The organism is Rodentibacter sp. Ppn85 (assembly GCF_001999335.1).
Taxonomy (GTDB): Bacteria; Pseudomonadota; Gammaproteobacteria; order Enterobacterales; family Pasteurellaceae; genus Rodentibacter.
Genome location: NZ_MLHS01000039.1, coordinates 19,937 through 36,569, shown reverse-complemented (window position 1 = coordinate 36,569; position 16,633 = coordinate 19,937). Strand labels below are relative to the sequence as shown.

The 16,633-nt window shown below is 39.6% G+C and carries 16 protein-coding genes and 1 riboswitch; of the genes, 10 read left to right on the top strand and 6 right to left on the bottom strand.

The features are described from left to right. Positions 1 to 16: 16 nt before the first annotated feature. Together idnO and idnD are read right to left on the bottom strand one after the other, a co-directional pair. A complete protein-coding gene (gene idnO, locus BKL51_RS07250; RefSeq protein WP_077466052.1) occupies positions 17 to 781 on the bottom strand; it encodes a gluconate 5-dehydrogenase in 765 nt (254 codons plus the stop codon). Between the two features lie 13 nt (positions 782 to 794). Next, on the bottom strand, positions 795 to 1,835 hold the full coding sequence (idnD, locus tag BKL51_RS07245; protein ID WP_077466051.1) for an L-idonate 5-dehydrogenase: 1,041 nt from the start codon (positions 1,833 to 1,835) through the stop codon (positions 795 to 797). A 231-nt stretch (positions 1,836 to 2,066) separates the two neighbouring features. On the opposite strand from idnD, the gene BKL51_RS07240 reads away from it, so the two are divergent. Beyond that, positions 2,067 to 2,582, top strand: a complete 516-nt coding sequence (locus tag BKL51_RS07240) for a gluconokinase (protein ID WP_077466050.1) — start codon at positions 2,067 to 2,069, stop codon at positions 2,580 to 2,582. Positions 2,583 to 2,614: 32 nt separating this feature from the next. Here the strand turns inward: BKL51_RS07240 and gntR are convergent, their stop codons facing one another. Next, entirely contained in the window at positions 2,615 to 3,610 is a 996-nt protein-coding gene (gene gntR / locus BKL51_RS07235; RefSeq protein ID WP_077466049.1) for a gluconate operon transcriptional repressor GntR, read from the bottom strand. A gap of 116 nt (positions 3,611 to 3,726) precedes the next feature. On the opposite strand from gntR, the gene selD reads away from it, so the two are divergent. Next, a complete protein-coding gene (selD, locus tag BKL51_RS07230; RefSeq protein WP_083717943.1) occupies positions 3,727 to 4,770 on the top strand; it encodes a selenide, water dikinase SelD in 1,044 nt (347 codons plus the stop codon). A 30-nt stretch (positions 4,771 to 4,800) separates the two neighbouring features. On the opposite strand, the gene hemH is transcribed toward selD, so the two are convergent. From hemH to BKL51_RS07215, 3 genes are read right to left on the bottom strand one after another with little or no spacing between them, the layout of a single operon-like run. Continuing rightward, positions 4,801 to 5,769, bottom strand: a complete 969-nt coding sequence (gene hemH / locus BKL51_RS07225) for a ferrochelatase (protein ID WP_077466047.1) — start codon at positions 5,767 to 5,769, stop codon at positions 4,801 to 4,803. Next, positions 5,766 to 6,182, bottom strand: coding sequence for a hotdog fold thioesterase (locus BKL51_RS07220; protein WP_077466046.1), 417 nt, complete (start codon positions 6,180 to 6,182; stop codon positions 5,766 to 5,768). The genes hemH and BKL51_RS07220 overlap by 4 nt, the downstream gene beginning before the upstream one ends. 57 nt (positions 6,183 to 6,239) lie before the next feature. Next, entirely contained in the window at positions 6,240 to 9,332 is a 3,093-nt protein-coding gene (locus BKL51_RS07215) for an FAD-binding and (Fe-S)-binding domain-containing protein (RefSeq protein WP_077466045.1), read from the bottom strand. Positions 9,333 to 9,737: 405 nt separating this feature from the next. On the opposite strand from BKL51_RS07215, the gene ompA reads away from it, so the two are divergent. The 8 genes from ompA to thiQ all read left to right on the top strand — a co-directional run bounded on the left by ompA (position 9,738) and on the right by thiQ (position 16,632). Further along, positions 9,738 to 10,808 (top strand): porin OmpA, encoded by a 1,071-nt coding sequence (gene ompA / locus BKL51_RS07210; protein ID WP_077466044.1) that lies wholly within the window; start codon positions 9,738 to 9,740, stop codon positions 10,806 to 10,808. A gap of 111 nt (positions 10,809 to 10,919) precedes the next feature. Then, positions 10,920 to 11,501 carry a LemA family protein gene (locus tag BKL51_RS07205; protein WP_077466043.1) on the top strand — a complete coding sequence of 194 codons (582 nt, stop codon included), beginning with the start codon at positions 10,920 to 10,922 and terminating at the stop codon, positions 11,499 to 11,501. A gap of 10 nt (positions 11,502 to 11,511) precedes the next feature. Further along, complete coding sequence (locus BKL51_RS07200; protein ID WP_077466042.1) at positions 11,512 to 11,961, top strand: TPM domain-containing protein; 450 nt, start codon at positions 11,512 to 11,514, stop codon at positions 11,959 to 11,961. Beyond that, complete coding sequence (locus BKL51_RS07195) at positions 11,954 to 12,748, top strand: YgcG family protein (protein ID WP_077466041.1); 795 nt, start codon at positions 11,954 to 11,956, stop codon at positions 12,746 to 12,748. The genes BKL51_RS07200 and BKL51_RS07195 overlap by 8 nt, the downstream gene beginning before the upstream one ends. An 84-nt stretch (positions 12,749 to 12,832) precedes the next feature. Continuing rightward, on the top strand, positions 12,833 to 13,162 hold the full coding sequence (gene grxD, locus BKL51_RS07190; protein ID WP_077466040.1) for a Grx4 family monothiol glutaredoxin: 330 nt from the start codon (positions 12,833 to 12,835) through the stop codon (positions 13,160 to 13,162). Between the two features lie 103 nt (positions 13,163 to 13,265). Continuing rightward, a riboswitch (TPP riboswitch) is annotated at positions 13,266 to 13,359 on the top strand. A 38-nt stretch (positions 13,360 to 13,397) separates the two neighbouring features. Beyond that, positions 13,398 to 14,396 carry a thiamine ABC transporter substrate binding subunit gene (gene thiB, locus BKL51_RS07185; protein WP_077466039.1) on the top strand — a complete coding sequence of 333 codons (999 nt, stop codon included), beginning with the start codon at positions 13,398 to 13,400 and terminating at the stop codon, positions 14,394 to 14,396. A 6-nt stretch (positions 14,397 to 14,402) separates the two neighbouring features. Continuing rightward, positions 14,403 to 16,010 carry a thiamine/thiamine pyrophosphate ABC transporter permease ThiP gene (thiP, locus tag BKL51_RS07180; protein WP_077466038.1) on the top strand — a complete coding sequence of 536 codons (1,608 nt, stop codon included), beginning with the start codon at positions 14,403 to 14,405 and terminating at the stop codon, positions 16,008 to 16,010. Next, positions 16,003 to 16,632, top strand: a complete 630-nt coding sequence (gene thiQ / locus BKL51_RS07175) for a thiamine ABC transporter ATP-binding protein (protein WP_077466037.1) — start codon at positions 16,003 to 16,005, stop codon at positions 16,630 to 16,632. Before thiP ends, thiQ begins: the two co-directional genes overlap by 8 nt. Position 16,633 lies beyond the last annotated feature (1 nt).

The following is a 16,633-nucleotide window of genomic DNA, read 5'->3' as shown; positions in this document are numbered from 1 at the left end:
TATTTGATGTAATAACCTAAACAGCCGCAAGCATTCCGCCATCGACAAATAGCAAATGACCATTGACAAAATCAGATGCTTGTGACGAAAGAAATATAGCCGACCCGATTAATTCTTCCGGATCTCCCCAGCGTGCAGCCGGTGTTCTTTTACATAACCATTCTGTGAATTCTTTATTTTCTACCAAAGGTTTTGTCAATTCTGTTTGAAAATATCCCGGAGCGATAGCATTCACTTGAATGTTATAACGAGCAAGCTCGACACACATTCCTCTTGTGAGCATTTTTACCGCACCTTTTGATGCCGCGTATGGCGTAATGGTATCCCGCCCTAACTCACTTTGCATTGAACCTATATTAATAATTTTTCCTCTTTTACGCTGCACCATATATCGAGCAACGGCTTGTGAAATAATAAAAACAGCTTTTTGATTGACTTGAATAATGTCGTCAAAGTCTTGTTCGGGAAATTCACAAAACGGATAGCGACGCTGAATGCCTGCATTATTAATTAATACATCGATTGGACCGATATTTTGTTCAATATAGTCAATAGCTGTATGGACTTCAGCAGTATTTGTCACATTAAAAGAAACGGGATAAGCAATAAACCCGTTGTCATTGAATTCTTTGGCTATTTTTTCAACATTTTCTTGTTTTGTACCGTTAATGATAATTTTGGCCCCTTGTTCGGCGAGCCCTTTTGCTAGTAAGTATCCAATACCTCGTGTAGATCCTGTAATTAAAATATTTTTATCTTTTACTGAAAAGAAGTTTTTCATAGTGATTTTTCCTCTATGAGAATATTATTTGTACTTTTGAAATGTCATTTTTATTTCCCGCCATTTTTAGTGCATCTTCGAAATTTTTAAATGAAAATTTAGCGGAAAGTAGCGGTAGCGGATTGACTTTATTGGTTGCCAGCCAATTGACTGCTGTATTAAATTCTTCAACAAAACGGAATGAACCTTTCCAATTAATTTCCTTGGCAATTAAGGTCATTAATGGAAAGTTAGGGATATTGCCCCCCATGCCAATTTGTACAATTGTGCCCTTTGCTTTAGTCACTTCTAAACAACGTTCAATTGAAGAAGGATGACCTGAAGCTTCAAAAGACACATCAAATTCACCTTTGTGTTGCGCATACTCTGAAAAATCATCATTAGCATGAAGTACTCTTGTTGCCCCCATTTCTAGGGCTAAATTTAAGCAACGCTGACTAATATCGGTACAAATGATTTCTTGGGCTCCTAATGCCTTTACTGAAGCGACAACCAGGCAACCGATTGGACCGACACCGGAAATAAATACACGTTTTCCTCTAAGATCTCCTCCTTGTTTTGCCGCATGAATCGCCACTGCAAGAGGTTCTGCAAAAACCATTATTTCATCATCAACATCCTCCGGATAAGTAATACATTGGGCGTTATCAACAATTTTATATTGTGTAAACCCGCCGTCTACGTGAGGGTTATACATAGCGCTACCGAAGAAACGCATAGTTTCACATTGATTAATTTCTCCCGATAAACAATATTTACAACTGTGGCATGGTTTACTCGGATTTATTGCCACTTTTTGATTTATACGTAAATTGGGGTCATTTGTTTTTACGATTCTACCAATCACCTCATGTCCTAAAATCATGGGATGTTTTACCGCAAAATTTCCAACTTTTCCGTGTTGATAATAATGTAAATCTGAGCCGCATATTCCTCCGCGAGAGATTTGAACAAGTGTTTGGTGTTGATCGTTATCATCGTATTGCACATTTTGTTCAATAATTCCTACATTCTCTGCACTTTTAACCACACAGGATAATGTTTTAATGTTCATATTTTCTCCTTTTACACATAAGATATGTTACTGGTAACATATCTATTTATCACAATTTGGTAAAGGTACTTTTTTCATAAATGTGATCGACTTCAAAGAAATTGTGATAATTGTTTATAAGTGAGCGTAAAAATGTAGAATTTTTGTGATGTTTGTCACAAAATAAAATGTTACCAGTAACAATTTATCAAAATTCTTATATGATTAAGAAAAATAGTTGTGAGGCATGTTATGAGTAAAGGAAAAAGTTTCATCCTTATGGGTGTTTCAAGCACAGGCAAAACTTCCGTTGGAACAGAAATTGCACACCGTTTAGGGATTAAATTGATTGACGGCGATGATCTTCATCCGCGTGCGAATATTATTAAAATGGGGAACGGGTACCCGCTCAATGACGATGATCGTGCCCCTTGGCTTGAGCGCATTCGCGATGCCGCATTTAGCCTCGAACACAAAAGTGAAGTAGGTATTATTGTTTGTTCGGCATTAAAGAAAACGTATCGGGATTTGATTCGTGAAGGTAACGAAGGTGTCAAATTTTTATTTTTGGCAGGATCTTTTGATTTAGTGCTTGAGCGTATGAAACAACGCAAAGGACATTATATGAAAACGGAGATGTTAAAAAGTCAATTTGCTACCCTTGAAGTTCCGGGGGAAGATGAGCCGGATGTGATTCATATTGATATTGACGCTAGCTTTGAGGAAGTCGTAGAGCGCTGTATTAACGCACTTAAATCACTATTTTGACGATAAAAGTGCGGTTAAAATTGACCGCACTTTTACATACTCTCGCCAAGATGAATATGAAAGCCAAGATCGATCATTTTTTCGGTGAGAGGTTCATTATTCAATCGGGCTAAGAGTTCTTGGGCTGCCGTTTTACCGATTTCCAAACGCGGTGTGATAACAGTGGCCAATTGGGGGCTAACGGAAAAGCCCGCATCATGTCCGTGAAACCCGGCAATAGCAATTTGTGTAGGAATCGTAATACCTAAGCGTTGGCATTCAAATAATGCGCCAATGGCTAAATCATCGTTTGTGCAAAAGATACCATTGGTTTCAGGGCGTTTTTCGAGAATTTGACGAAGCTGTTTTCCGCCTAAGGTAAAAGATGAAGGTTCTTCGGTGATTAAGCTATAGGGTTCAAGCCCATATTTTTTCATGGCTTGTTCATAGCCCTGCATTTTTAGCTGGGTACGTTTATCCATTCGGGCGGTGAAATAGACTACATTTTTATACCCGCGTTTAATCATGGTTTCCACCATCGCTTGTGCCGCAGCGACATTATCAAATCCAATCACTTGTTGAATACCGGGTTGTGTACTATCCATAATTTCAATCACCGGAATATTTGCTACTTCAATCATTTTGAGGGTTCGCAAAGAGTGGTAATTTTCTGACAAAATCAGCCCGTCCACATTGTACGAAAGTAAACTTTCAATACGTTCTTCCTCTTTTTTAACACTATATCCGTAATGTGCCAGCATAGTTTGGTAACCGGCTTGGTCTAGGATAAGCTCAATCCCTTTTAATACATCGGCAAAAACATGATTGGTTAGTGAAGGAAGCAATACGCCAATGGCTTTACTCTTGGCATTTGACAGAATTTCAGGTGCTCGATTGGGAATATAACCAAACTGTTCAATCGCCGCCGCGATTCGGGTTTGGGTTTCTTGTGCGACGGAATCGGGGTTACGCAGATAACGGCTTACCGTCATTTTGGTGATACCGAGGTGAGCCGCAATATCTTGTAGGGTAGGGCGTTTATGTTTCATTGAAAGTCAGACTGAATAATGTATTGCGAAAGTATAGCAAAAACATTTGATTTTTTGACCGCACTTTTGTGTGAAAAAAGGTATAATTTGCCATCAATTTATCATAAGGAAACGGTATAGTGAACGAAATTCGTTTAACACAATACAGTCATGGTGCCGGTTGAGGCTGTAAAATTTCGCCTAAGGCGTTAGGGACAATTTTACAAACGCAACTTAAACATTTTGTCGATCCTCATTTATTGGTCGGCAATGATACGGCAGATGATGCGGCGGTGTATGACTTGGGAAATGGTACTGCGATTATCAGTACCACGGATTTTTTTATGCCTATTGTGGATGATGCCTTTGATTTTGGTTGTATTGCGGCAACCAATGCTATTAGTGATATTTTTGCGATGGGCGGTAGGCCAATTATGGCGGTTGCTATTTTAGGTTTCCCAATCAATAAACTACCGGCAGAAATTGCGCAAAAAATTGTGGAAGGGGGGCGATTTGCTTGCCACCAAGCTGGTATCTCCCTTGCAGGGGGGCATTCTATTGACGCTCCGGAGCCGATTTTTGGTTTGGCGGTAACCGGTGTGATTAATACCGAAAAAGTGAAAAGAAATGCTTCGGCTCAAGCCGGTTGTAAACTGTACTTAACCAAACCTTTGGGAATTGGGGTACTTACCACTGCAGAGAAAAAAGGTAAATTAAAACCCGAACATCAAGGATTGGCGACCGCAACAATGTGCCAAATGAATATTATCGGTAGCCAATTTTCTGAAGTGGACGGTGTAACCGCAATGACGGACGTAACGGGTTTTGGTTTACTCGGACACCTACTTGAAATTTGCGAAGGTTCAAACCTAAATGCCGAGCTATTTTTCGATAAAATCCCTATTCTTGGAGGCGTATCGGAATACATTTCGGAAGGTTGCATACCGGGCGGTACGATACGTAATTATGACAGCTACAGGCATAAAGTAGGCGGATTAACGGATTACCAAAAAGCCGTATTGTGTGATCCGCAAACCTCCGGCGGTTTGTTAGTTGCGGTGAAAGCGGAAAGTGAAAAAGAAATATTAGCGATTGCGCAAAACGCCGGTACTGATGTTTATGAAGTGGGCGTACTGAAATCAAGGGAAACGGAAAGCCCAATCTTTATTGAAGTGGATTAAAAAAGCGGGGAATGAATTCTCCGCTTTTTGTTAGATTCTTTGTAAAATCAAATTACCCATCATTGAAATATGTGCCGGTTCGGCATTGAGACAGGGAATATATTGATAAGATCGCCCGCCGTTATTGAGAAAGTTTGCACGATTTTCTTCATCAATTTCTTCAATAGTTTCTAGGCAGTCCGCAGAAAAATTAGGGCAAACGACAGCAACTTTTTGAATACCTTGCATACTGGCGGATTGTAAGAATTTATCGGTGTAGGGCTGTAACCATTCTTCGCGTCCAAAGTGAGATTGAAAGCTCATATTCCATTGATTTTCCGTTAAACCGAGCCTATCCGCTACGGCAATGGTTGTTTCTTTACAATGTTTACGATAATAATCGCCCGTATTTTCGTAACGTAGCGGAATACCGTGATATGAAAATAATAAAAATTCGTCAGGATTTAACCGCACTTTAATGGATTCAACCAAGGCGTTGATGTAGTTTTCGTCTAAATGATAAGAGTGAATAAATTCAAAAGGAACAATATTGCGAGTGCTCTTTAATGCTCTTGCGAAAGCATCGAATAGTGCGCCGGTCGTAGTACTGGAATACTGAGGATAAAGCGGCAACACAATAATTTTTTCCGGCTGATTTTCAAGTAATTTATCAACCGCACTTTGCATAGAAGGATTGCCGTATGTCATGGCAATTTCTATCTGTACATCAATATCTTTTGCATCAAAATAGGCTTGTAAGGCTTTTTGCTGTTGTTTTGTAATGGCCAGCAACGGTGAACCCTGTTCTGTCCAGATCGCCTGATAATTTTTAGCAATGCGTTTGGAGCGTAAAGGAAGAATTACGGTTTTGAGTAAAGGTAACCATTTCCAAGAGGGTAAATCGACAACGCGTGGATCGCTTAAAAATTCCCATAAATAACGGGAGATTGCCGAAGGGGTTGGTTGGTCAGGCGTCCCTAAATTGGCTAAAATAACACCGATTTTTTTTGTTTTTGTCATAAATTTATAATAGAAAGGGTTAATCGTGAAACGTGGCAAAGTTTATCCTGATCGTTGCGGATGTCAATTTGCCAAACATGGATATTTTTACTCAAATTGATAGGCGTAGCCTTTGCTGTAACCTTGCCTTCACGTACCGGACGAAGATGATTTGAGCTAATATCCAATCCCACAGCGGCTTTACCTTCCTCCACACAAAGCAATCCGGCAAGCGAACCGACGGTTTCCGCCAGAGCAACAGAAATCCCCCCGTGTAATAGACCAAAAGGTTGTGTTGTGCGGTGATCTACCGGCATTGTCGCCTCAAGCCAATCTTCACCGAAAGCAGAAATTTCAATTCCAAGATGCCCAACGGCACAGTTTTTACCCATTTCGTTGAGTTGTGAAAGAGTAAATGTTTTTTTCCAGATCATTTATTGTCCTTAATGTAAAATCCCTCTTATCGGTAAAAGAGGGATAAGAAAGAGGGGTTATTTTTGACCGATTAATACTTCCAACAGTGCTTGTATCGGATGTTTTAAGGTAATATTCTCATAGCGTTTTACCTGGCTACGGCAGGAGTAACCGGTTGCTAAGCAAAAGTGCGGATCTTTTCCATGGAGTTTTTTACCCCATGAAATATCGTAAATTTCACGGCTCATGGTTTGGTTTTGTCGTTCGTGGCCAAATACACCCGCCATACCGCAACATCCCACTTTTTCTACCGTTAGTTGTTGCCCGAATTTTTCAAAAATTTGTTGCCACTCTTTTGGGCTGTTCGGCATAAATGTGGATTCCGTACAATGAGGAAAGAAATGCCAAAGGAAAGTGCGGTCAAAAGCCGGGGTATTTTTCAATTGAGGGTTTAAATCCGCAGAATGGAGTTGTATTTTTAACCATTCGTGCGCACTAAGCACATGAAAATCACCACGTTTTTCCTGTAATGCTTCCTTATATTCGTCACGATAGGAAAGCACAATAGCAGGATCAACTCCCACCAGTGGTACACCCAGTTTGGATACACGGTTAAGAAATTCCGCCTGATTTTCGGCTGTTTTGGCAAAACGGCTTAAGAAGCCTTTTACATGTAGTGCTTTGCCGTTTGGTTTAAAGGGCAGAACGATAGGTTTAAAGCCTAACATTTGCGTGAGTGCCACAAAATCCCGTACGACTTTGGCATCGTAGTAAGAGGTGTAAGGATCTTGCACAATGAATAACATTTTTTCTTTTTCTGTCGTGCTTACACTTTCTAATTCTTCCAATGATTTACCATGATAGCCAATTTCTACGAGCTGTTGTTGTAAATTCGGTATAGAAAGTAGCGGCAAATCCGTCATCCCGATAACTTTCTCCGCTAATCGTTGAGTTGTCTTTAATTTTGTAAAATAATTGAAGAAGTTAGCCTGTTTAGCCATATAGGGGGCGGCAAATTCTAAATTTGCTACAAGATGATCTTTCACAGGGCGTAAATAGCGGCTGTGGTAAAAATGGAAAAATTTTGCACGAAAAGCCGGTACATCGATTTTTATCGGACATTGGCTGGCACAAGCCTTGCAGGCGAGACAGGTATCCATAGCAGTTTTTACTTCGTGGGAAAAATCATAATCCCCCCGCCATTTTTGTACGCTATGGCACAGACGGGCTACAAGTGCGGTCAGTTTTATTTCGGTTTTTTTGAAATCTAACTTATCTGGCGTGATATTTTCATTGGCGAGTAAGCGTAGCCATTCGCGTACCATAGCGGCACGACCTTTTGGGGAGAAAACACGGTTTTTGCTCACTTTCATGGAAGGGCACATAATGCTGTGTTCATCAAAATTAAAGCATAAACCATTACCGTTGCAGTTCATTGCCCCTTTAAATTCATTCCGTATTTGAATCGGAATCTGACGATCATAGTCGGCCCGCATAGGGGATAAAATGGCATAAAGTTCATCTGCGGAACCTAAAGGAGTGCAGATTTTGCCGGGGTTTAGGCGATTATGGGGATCAAAGAGCGATTTTATATAGCGGAGTTCATTCCAAAGTTCCGGCGTGAAGAATTTTTCACCATAGTGGGAGCGAACGCCTTTACCGTGTTCGCCCCACAATAAACCGCCGTATTTAACGGTAAGTTCTGCCACTTCATCGGAAATTCCTTTGAAAAGTTTGACTTGTTCTTTATCGCATAAATCCAATGCCGGGCGAACGTGTAATACACCCGCATCTACATGACCGAACATACCATATTGTAGGTTATGACGGTCTAATAGGGCACGAAATTCCGTTATGTAATCGGCAAGATGTTCCGGCGGTACACAGGTATCTTCCACAAAAGGAATAGGTTTTGCACTACCTTTAGCATTGCCGAGTAAACCTACGGCTTTTTTACGCATTGCATAAATACGCTCAATGGAGGGTAAGTCGGTACAGACTTGATAGCCGATAATATAATCTTTTTGCTCGGCTATTTTTTCATCTAATTCTTGGCAAAGTGCGGTCACTTGGCGATGAATTTTTTCTTTATTGTTACCGGCGTATTCCACGATATTTAAGCCAAGAATCGGATTGTTTTGTTCTTCCGTTAAAAGTTCGCTTACCGAGTGCCAAATAATGTCTTGTTTTGCAAGATTTAGTACTTTGGAATCCACCGTTTCGACAGAAAGTGCGTTAGCTTTCAGCATAAAAGGCGCATTGCGTAGCGCAGCATCGAAAGAGCTATACTTTATATTAATAAGAGTACGATATTGCGGAATCGGTAATAAATTAAGTTTTGCTTCGCAAATAAAGGCAAGAGAGCCTTCAGAACCGGTAAGTAAACGGGTGAGATTAAATTCGGTTTCATCTTCATTAAAAACATTTTTTAAATCATAACCGGTCAAAAAACGATTAAATTGTGGCAAATTCTTAACAATACTGCTACGTTTTTCTTTACAACGTTGTGCGATAGTTTGATGGAGTGTTTTGGCCGTTTCATTTAAACCGAGGGTATCAATATGATCGAAAACAGCCTGAGATTTGACCGCACTTGTATCAAGAATTTCTCCATTGATTAAGACGCTACGTAACGCTAATACGTGAGTGGAGGTTTTTCCATATTGTAGAGAACCTTGTCCGGAAGCATCGGTATTAATCATTCCGCCCAAGGTGGCACGATTACTGGTGGAAAGCTCGGGAGCAAAAAATAAGCCATATGGTTTCAAAAATTGATTGAGTTGATCTTTCACTACACCTGCTTGTACCCGTACCCAACGTTCTTCAACATTCAGTTCTAAAATAGCGGTCATGTAACGGGACATATCTACAATAATGTTGTGATTGAGTGCTTGTCCGTTGGTGCCTGTCCCACCGCCGCGCGGGGTAAAAGTGAGCGATTGAAAGTCGGGTAGATTCGCTAATTTTGTGATACGCACGACATCCGCCACTGTTTTTGGGAACAATATAGCTTGCGGTAGATATTGATATACGCTGTTATCTGTAGCGAGACTTAATCTATCGGCATAACCTGTCGCAATATCCCCTTCAAAATGTTGTTTTTTTAGCTCTACAAGGTAACGTTGAACGCTTTTATCAAGTTGTGGCGTGTTGGAAAGACGAGGTAGCATAGTATCATTCGTAAAATAGGAAAAAAGAATAGGGTGATGATATATGATGTAAAAAAGAATGTCGATTTTTACAGTGGCAACCTAATATAAAAAAGGGGGAAAGCAAGGTAAAACAGACGAGATTATTACTGAACAAGAATTCATTTATTGCATTGATTGTTTGATAAATAAACAAAAATGACAAAAAAAGTTTGATCTTTGAGTTTTTTATAGGATAATAATCCTACTTTTGAGCATTCCTTTGGCGATACAAAGGAATTGAATTTGTCAAAAGGATAGATATAGGGCAAATTCAAAACCCTAGTTAAGCAAATGTTTAGAGTGTTACTTATTTTATAAAGTTCATTGTAGACAAGGAAACTTTTCTTATTTTTATCAATCGATGACTAAATAGAGGACATCAAAATGAAAAAAACTGCAATCGCATTAGTAGTAGCTGGTTTAGCAGCAACTTCAGTAGCTCAGGCAGCTCCACAAGAAAATACTTTTTATGTTGGTGCTAAAGCAGGTTGGGCATCTTTCCATGATGGTTTAAAACAATTCGATTCAAAATATGTTGGTCACGAAGATGGTTTCGGTGTTAACCGTAACTCTGTAACCTACGGTGTTTTCGGTGGTTACCAAGTTTTAAACCGTGACAATTTAGGTTTGGCTGTAGAGTTAGGTTACGATGATTTTGGTCGTGCTAAATTCTCTAAAGGCGAAAAAGTTGTTTCAAAACACACTAACCATGGTGCACACTTAAGCTTAAAAGGAAGCTATGAAGTGTTAGAAGGTTTAGATCTTTACGGTCGCGCTGGTGCGGCATTAGTTCGTTCAGACTATAAAAATGCTAAAGGTAGTGCTCAAGATGGCGCTTGGGAGGGTGTTCGTGCCCACAGCTTAAAAGTATCTCCGGTATTTGCAGCAGGTGTTGAGTACGCATTACCTTCATTACCAGAGTTAGCATTGCGTGTTGAATACCAATGGTTAACTTCAGTTGGTAAAGATAACAAAATTGTAGAAAATGCAGACTATACTCCGTGGATCGGTTCTGTAACTGCTGGTTTATCTTACCGTTTCGGTCAAGGTGCTCCGGTTGTTGCACCTGAAGTTGTAAGCAGAACTTTCAACTTAAATTCTGATGTTACTTTTGCTTTCGGTAAAGCAAACTTAAAACCGCAAGCACAATCAACTTTGGACGGTATCTACGGTGAAATTGCACAGGTAAGTAGTGCTAAAGTAGCAGTTGCAGGTTACACAGACCGTATCGGTAAAGATGCAGCAAACTTAAAATTATCACAACGCCGTGCAGACACTGTTGCTAACTATTTAGTAGCTAAAGGTGTTGCAGCACAAGATATTACTGCAACCGGTTACGGTGAAGCAAATCCGGTTACTGGCGCAACTTGTGATGCGGTTAAAGGTCGTAAAGCGCTTATCGCTTGCTTAGCACCGGATCGTCGCGTTGAAATCGCAGTTAACGGTACTAAATAATTTTATTTAGCTGTCCGTTGATGGATTAAATAGAAAAAGGCCTAAACTTCGGTTTAGGTCTTTTCTTTTAGTAAGAAGAATTTTTTAAATTTTATTAATGGGAACATTATCATGAAAAAATGGCTTGTTATTATCCTTGTTGTTATCGTGGCAGGATTTACTTTAATGTCTAGTTATAACGGTTTAGTTAAAGCGGAAGAAGAAATTGATTCTGTGTGGGCAAACGTAGAATCTTCTTATCAACGCCGTGCGGATCTCATCCCAAATTTAGTAAATACAGTGAAAGGTCAAGCAAATTTTGAACAGCAAACCTTAACGAATGTGATTGAAGCAAGAGCAAAAGCGACACAAACTAAAATTGATCCTTCAAATATGACAGAAGAACAACTTGCACAATTCCAACAGGATCAAAATCAAGTGGGATCAGCATTATCCCGATTGCTTGTTACTGTTGAACAATATCCACAGTTAAAAGCCCATGAAGGATTTATGAATTTACAAGCACAGCTGGAGGGAACGGAGAACCGTATTAATGTTGCTCGTAATAAATTTAATGATGCAGCTCGAGTATATAACCAGAAAGTGCGTCAATTTCCAACAAAATTTGCCGCATTGATTTTTGGGTTTAAAGAAAAACCTTATTTTAAATCTGCATCTGGTGCTGAAAACGCTCCTACTGTGAATTTTAATTAAGGTAGAAATGATGAGATTCTTTTCAAGGATTCCTGTCGATAAAAAACAAATAGAGGCGGCGATTGCTCGCCTTGAAAATGAAAGTTCGGCGGAGCTACGTGTTTATATAGAGCGCAAATTGCCTAAAACTTCAGTAGGATTCTCAGCAGTAGAACGTGCTTTGCAAGTGTTTGATGAACTTGAAATGCATAGGACCTCCGCACAAAATTCGGTATTGATTTATGTGGGATATAAGGATCATCTTTGTGCGATAATTGGGGATAAAGGGATTCATCAATTCGTTAATGAAGCTTATTGGCAGCAACAATGTGATTTAATGATTGAGCAATTTAAGTTAAAGGCTTACACAAAAGGTATTGTAGAGGCAATTGAGCGCATTGCCGATAACTTAAAAACACACTTTCCTATTCAAGTTGATGATAGAAATGAATTGCCAAACGAGGTGATTATTCATGACTAAACTTTTGCAAATAATGAAAAGTGCGGTTGTTTTTATCTTCGTTTTTTGGGGATCTTTTGTCTTTGCCGCACAGTTTCCGCCTACGCCAAATCCTTTCCATTATGTGAATGATTACACCAATACGCTTTCCTCACAGCAACGGCAACTTCTTGAAAATAAACTGGCCTCTTATGGAGAGGCAACCAGCTCGCAAATTGCCGTTGTGCTTGTACCGACTACAGGTGAATATGAAATTGCGGATTATACTTTTGCCTTAGGAGATAAGTGGGGAATTGGGCGTAAGCAACTAAATAACGGCATTTTAATGTTAATTGCAAAAAATGATCGCAAAGTATTTATTGCGACAGGGCAAGGTTTAGAAGGGGTATTACCGGACGCTTTTTTATCTCAGGTTATCCGCAATGCAATTTTACCTCAATTTAAACAAGGGCAGTATGCACAGGGTATTAATGACGGATTAAATGACATTATTGCCGCGAGTCAAGGGGAATACGGTGCTTATCAAATGGAAGATAGTGAGTTTGATAAATATATTCCTTTCATTATGGCGTTAGTGTTTATTGCTTTTGTTGTGTTTGGCGAATATCAATATCATAAAGATGAAATTTATATCAGCCCGAATCAGCGTGATCAATTAAATAGAATTGTGCGTCAATCCACATTATCCCGCCGTCGCGGAGGCTCTCGTTTTGGTGGGGGATTCGGTGGATTCGGCGGCGGTGGTTCATCGGGAGGCGGTTTTGGCGGCGGAGGATTCGGTGGCGGCGGTGCCGGCGGAAGCTGGTAAACCTGACATGATTACTCAAGTTCTAATTTGTGATACCTCTAACTTATGTTAGAATACACGCCTATATTTTTTACGGGGAACATTATGGAAACGTTAGACAAAATCAAAAAACAAATCAGCGAAAACCCGATTTTAATTTATATGAAAGGTTCACCAAAATTGCCTTCTTGTGGCTTTTCTGCTCGTGCGGCAGAGGCATTAATGAACTGCAAAGTGCCTTTTGGTTATGTGGATATTCTTCAGCATCCGGATATTCGTGCAGAGTTACCTGCTTATGCTAACTGGCCGACTTTCCCACAATTATGGGTGGAGGGTGAATTAATTGGCGGCTGTGATATTATTTTGGAAATGTATCAAGCAGGCGAGCTGCAAACATTATTAAGCGAAGTTGCAGCAAAACACCAAGAAGCGTAATTTTCAGTCCTTAAAACCCGTTTATTGCGGGTTTTATTTTGTCTAAATTTAACAGTTTTGTTTTAAGGTGCTTGTATATTTTTAAAAGTTTATATAGACTTTTAACCCTTAGTCGGGGTGCTAACATTGTTTGGCTGAGAGATACCCGTGAACCTGAAACAGATAATGCTGGCGTAGGAAACTAACTCTTTTCATTAGGCTGTTTCTTCATTTCTATTTTTATAAGGACAGTACAATGAAGAAAATAATCCTCATTTCAACCGCACTTTTTGCCTCCTCTGTATTTGCGCAAACTACCGTACAATCGCTCACTGTTTATACTTATGACTCTTTTAGTGCCGATTGGAGTGCCGGGCCGAAAGTCAAAACCGGCTTTGAAAAACAATTTCCACAGTGTCGGTTAAATTACGTTGCCTTTGATAATAACGGTACTTTGTTTAATCGCGTACGCTTAGAAGGAAAAAAAATTAAAGCGGACGTCGTATTAGGTTTAGATAATCATCAAATTGATGAAGCCAAGAAATTAGCAATGTTTGAACCTAACCAAGTAGATCTCGGTAAATTGGCATTACCGCTAAAATGGGATGATCACACATTCTTACCTTTTGATTTTGCAAAATATGCCTTTATTTACGATAAAAATAAATTAACTAACCCGCCAAAAAGTTTGAAAGAATTGATTGAGCGTAAAGATCTAAAGGTGCTATATCAAGATCCGCGTACCAGTAGTATCGGGCGCGGTTTATTACTTTGGGTAAATGCCCTTTATCCGCAAGCGGAAGCACAAAATGTCTGGAAAACCTTGTCAGAACACACGGTAACGATTACAAAAGGTTGGACAGAAGCCTACGGTGCATTTTTAAAGGGAGAAGGGGATCTCGTGTTAAGCACAAACACCTCGCCGATTTACCATATTCTTTCTGAGCAAAAAGATAATTATATGGCTACGGAATTTAGTGAAGGCGGTGTATTGCAAGTGGAAGTCGTTGCTAAAGTGGCGAACCGTAATAACGCTTGTGCGGATCACTTTCTTGATTATTTGATTTCACCGGAAGCACAAGCCGATATTGCGAAAAATAATGTGATGCTACCGGTTATTGATAGCCCTATCGAAAGTCATATTGATGCGCTAAAAAAACATACTCAAAATACGCCGGTACTGGATACCTCAAAAGTCACGGGAGAACAATTAAAAACTTGGATTAATCAGTGGCAAAAAGCACTTTCTAAATAGTTTCTAATGATATCGTTGTTTTCTCATCCGCATTTCCGTCCTCGTCATTATATTGGCGGAAGTGCGGTTATTTTTTTCATTGTTTTGCTTTATAGCACATCGCTTTCTGCGGTATTTTCCGTCGGTGGAAATTATTCTTGGGAGGCTTTCAAGCAAGATGATTATTTACATCAAGTTATCTTTTTTAGCTTCGGGCAAGCCTTTTTATCGGCGTTGTTTTCCGCACTAATCGGGGCATTATTTGGAAGTGCATTTTTTTATCAGCCTTTCCCGGGAAAACCCCTTATTCAGCGTTTACTTTCCCTTACTTTTGTGTTGCCTGCGCTTTTAGCGATCTTTGGTTTACTCGAGGTTTATGGCACGGAGGGTTGGCTAAGCCGGCTAATGCAGTGGCTAGGGATTAATTGGAAACCGACAATTTATGGGTTGAAGGGTATATTAATTGCACACCTCTTTTTTAATATTCCCCTTGCCGCTAGGGTAACACAACAAGCCTTGCAAGCTATTCCCTCAGAGCAACGTCAATTAGCCGCACAATTAAATATTCAAGGCTGGCAATTTTTTCGTTTAATTGAAATACCTTATCTTAAAAACCAGCTTTTACCGACTTTTGTCCTCATTTTTATGCTGTGTTTTACCAGTTTCACCATAGTGCTTTCTCTCGGTGGCGGACCACAAAATAGCACCTTGGAAGTTGCTATTTACCAAGCGGTTTTTTTTGAATTTGATTTTCCTAAAGCAGCTTTATTTGCCTTGCTTCAATTTGTTTTTTGTTTTGTATTATTTGGGGTATCCCAAATTTTTGCTAAACCGCCAGAAACTAATCTTTCCCAGCGCTATATTTGGTTGATGCCACCATCAAGTGTGGTCAAAATTTTTAATATTTTTGTGTTGTTTAGCGTATGTTTATTTCTTTTCATACCATTGCTGAGTATTGTGGTGGAAGGTTTGAGCGCACCGGAATGGCTTAGTTTTTGGCAAGATCCCCAAGTATGGAAAGCGTTAATCTACTCTCTTTCGATGGCACCTGCTTCAGGTGTATTGGCGATAGTATTTTCTTTTTTATTACTTTTGCTTTCTCGTCAGCTACAATGGCTTCATTTCTCTGTGCTTGCAACGCTTGTTCAAACCGGTGGTATGATGATTTTAGCCGTACCGACGCTAATTCTCTCGGTGGGATTGTTTTTACTTTTACAGGAAATTGATTTTAGCAATATTCATTTATTTTTAATTGTCGTGCTGTGTAATGCGTTAGCCGCAATGCCTTTTGTCATTCGAATTTTAAACACGCCGATGATGCAAGCCATGCAGTATTATGAAAAATTATGTTTATCGCTAAATCTTAAAGGGTGGCAGAGATTCAAATTAATTGAATATCCCTTATTAAGAACACCGTTAAAATATAGCTTTGCTTTGGCGACAACACTCTCTTTAGGCGATTTTACGGCAATTGCATTGTTTGGCAGTCCGGATTTTACTTCTTTACCGCACTTGCTTTATCAACAAATCGGACAATATCGGAGTCAAGACGCAGCGATTACGGCATTGATTCTGCTTAGTTTATGTCTTGGATTATTTATGTTTATTGAACGCAATAGGGAGAACAATGATTAAATTAAAACAGGTGAAATTTAATTATCAATCCATGCCGATGATGTTTGATTTACATATTTGTAAGCACGAAAAAATAGCGATTATCGGTAAGAGTGGTGCGGGTAAAAGTACTTTATTAAATCTGATCGCAGGTTTCGATTATGCCAATGAGGGGGAAATTTGGCTTAACGGTGAAAATCATACGAGAACTGCACCTTATGAGCGCCCAGTTTCCATGTTATTTCAAGAAAATAATTTGTTTACTCATTTGACTGTTGCGGAAAATATTGCGTTAGGCTTAAAACCGAATTTATCCCTTTCAAAGGAAGAGAAAATACAAATTGAACAAGTGGCAAGTGCGGTTAATTTACAGGATTTTTTAACGAGAAAATCGACCGCACTTTCTGGTGGACAAAAACAGCGTGTTGCACTGGCACGTTGTTTGTTACGTGATAAACCCGTTTTATTATTGGACGAGCCTTTCTCCGCACTTGATCCGCAATTACGGATGGAAATGTTAAAATTGCTCGACCGGTTATGTGATGAAAAGATGCTAACCTTACTGCTTGTTACCCATCAGCCGAAGGAATTGGAAGGGTATATTGATCGTATTATTCATATCCATCAAGGACAAAATTTATAGG

Coding starts and splice junctions, on each gene's coding strand:
- idnO (WP_077466052.1), bottom strand. CDS start 781: ATGAAAAACTTCTTTTCAGTAAAAGATAAAAATATTTTAATTACAGGA.
- idnD (WP_077466051.1), bottom strand. CDS start 1,835: ATGAACATTAAAACATTATCCTGTGTGGTTAAAAGTGCAGAGAATGTA.
- BKL51_RS07240 (WP_077466050.1), top strand. CDS start 2,067: ATGAGTAAAGGAAAAAGTTTCATCCTTATGGGTGTTTCAAGCACAGGC.
- gntR (WP_077466049.1), bottom strand. CDS start 3,610: ATGAAACATAAACGCCCTACCCTACAAGATATTGCGGCTCACCTCGGT.
- hemH (WP_077466047.1), bottom strand. CDS start 5,769: ATGACAAAAACAAAAAAAATCGGTGTTATTTTAGCCAATTTAGGGACG.
- BKL51_RS07220 (WP_077466046.1), bottom strand. CDS start 6,182: ATGATCTGGAAAAAAACATTTACTCTTTCACAACTCAACGAAATGGGT.
- BKL51_RS07215 (WP_077466045.1), bottom strand. CDS start 9,332: ATGCTACCTCGTCTTTCCAACACGCCACAACTTGATAAAAGCGTTCAA.
- ompA (WP_077466044.1), top strand. CDS start 9,738: ATGAAAAAAACTGCAATCGCATTAGTAGTAGCTGGTTTAGCAGCAACT.
- BKL51_RS07205 (WP_077466043.1), top strand. CDS start 10,920: ATGAAAAAATGGCTTGTTATTATCCTTGTTGTTATCGTGGCAGGATTT.
- BKL51_RS07200 (WP_077466042.1), top strand. CDS start 11,512: ATGAGATTCTTTTCAAGGATTCCTGTCGATAAAAAACAAATAGAGGCG.
- BKL51_RS07195 (WP_077466041.1), top strand. CDS start 11,954: ATGACTAAACTTTTGCAAATAATGAAAAGTGCGGTTGTTTTTATCTTC.
- grxD (WP_077466040.1), top strand. CDS start 12,833: ATGGAAACGTTAGACAAAATCAAAAAACAAATCAGCGAAAACCCGATT.
- thiB (WP_077466039.1), top strand. CDS start 13,398: ATGAAGAAAATAATCCTCATTTCAACCGCACTTTTTGCCTCCTCTGTA.
- thiP (WP_077466038.1), top strand. CDS start 14,403: ATGATATCGTTGTTTTCTCATCCGCATTTCCGTCCTCGTCATTATATT.
- thiQ (WP_077466037.1), top strand. CDS start 16,003: ATGATTAAATTAAAACAGGTGAAATTTAATTATCAATCCATGCCGATG.